A 1,161-nucleotide genomic window follows, 5' to 3' on the forward strand; every position below is an offset into this window, starting at 1 on the left:
CGCTTATTTCTTTGCCATGAGCAATATTGTGACAAAATGTTGCAATGACCGAATTATAATTAGGTTTACACCATTTACCAAATAAATTCGGTAATTGATAAATATAAACTTTATTCCCATTATTTTTAGAAAAATCTTTTAATAAGTTTTCTGCTTCATTTTTACTTTTTCCATATGAATTATCCGCGTTGGCTTGAATGGAAGATGATAAAATAATTGAAGGTTTATTAGGATTGTCTTTAATCGAATCTAACATTTCATTTAAAAGTGACACGTTTCCTTCATAGAATTCACTTTCATGTACTGGTCTATTTACACCTGCTAAATGAACAATACAGTCTGCTTTAGTTAAATATTCATTTCTCTCTTCAATAGAAGTATTTCTTGATATTTCAAGTATTTGATAATCAGTCGTTTGCTTTAAATCAAACTTTAAATTTTTTCCTACAAAACCATTTGAACCAGTTATGACGATTGATTTCATGTAAACCTCCTATTTAAGCTTTATTTTTATAGTTATTTAGTTCACTTTTAACAAGGTCTAATGATAATAATTTATCTTTAATTTCTTCTACTGAAAGTTGGTATGTATTATCTGAGTTATACTCATACGCTTCAGTTATTTCTTTACTACCATTTTCGACATAATTACTATAATTTAAGTCTCTAGAATCTGCTGGAACTCTATAATAATTGCCCATATCTTCCGCTTGTGCATATTCTTCTCTTGTTAAGAGCGTTTCAGCTTGTTTTTCACCGTGTCTAGTACCTATAATTTTAATTTCATTTTTTGCCTCAAAAAGTTCTAATAATGCTTGAGCTAAGTCACCAACTGTAGAAGCTGACGCTTTTTGAACCATAATATCTCCAGTTTCAGCATGTTTAAATGCATGTATAACTAATTCAACTGCTTCTTCTAAACTCATTAAATATCTTGTCATATTAGGATCTGTAATTGTTAATGGTTCATTATTTTTAATTTTTTCAATAAATAATGGAATAACAGAACCCCTTGAAGCCATAACATTACCGTATCTTGTTCCACAAATTAATGTTTGATTTTTATCAACATTTCTTGATTTAGCAACAAATACTTTTTCCATCATAGCTTTAGAAATACCCATAGCATTTATTGGGTATGCTGCTTTGTCAGTAGAAAGG

At 29.0% G+C, this 1,161-nt stretch carries 2 protein-coding genes; both read right to left on the bottom strand.

The window, feature by feature from the left end; genetic code table 11:
• The coding region (locus ACF91D_RS30480) for an NAD-dependent epimerase/dehydratase family protein (RefSeq protein ID WP_392438486.1) at positions 1 to 484 on the bottom strand (484 nt) is incomplete at its 3' end.
• 13 nt (positions 485 to 497) lie between these two features.
• Positions 498 to 1,161: polysaccharide biosynthesis protein (locus ACF91D_RS30485; protein ID WP_392438487.1), on the bottom strand; the 664-nt coding region annotated here is incomplete at its 5' end.

The organism is Staphylococcus sp. 231237_7MaSpsaltlick (genome assembly GCF_043107035.1).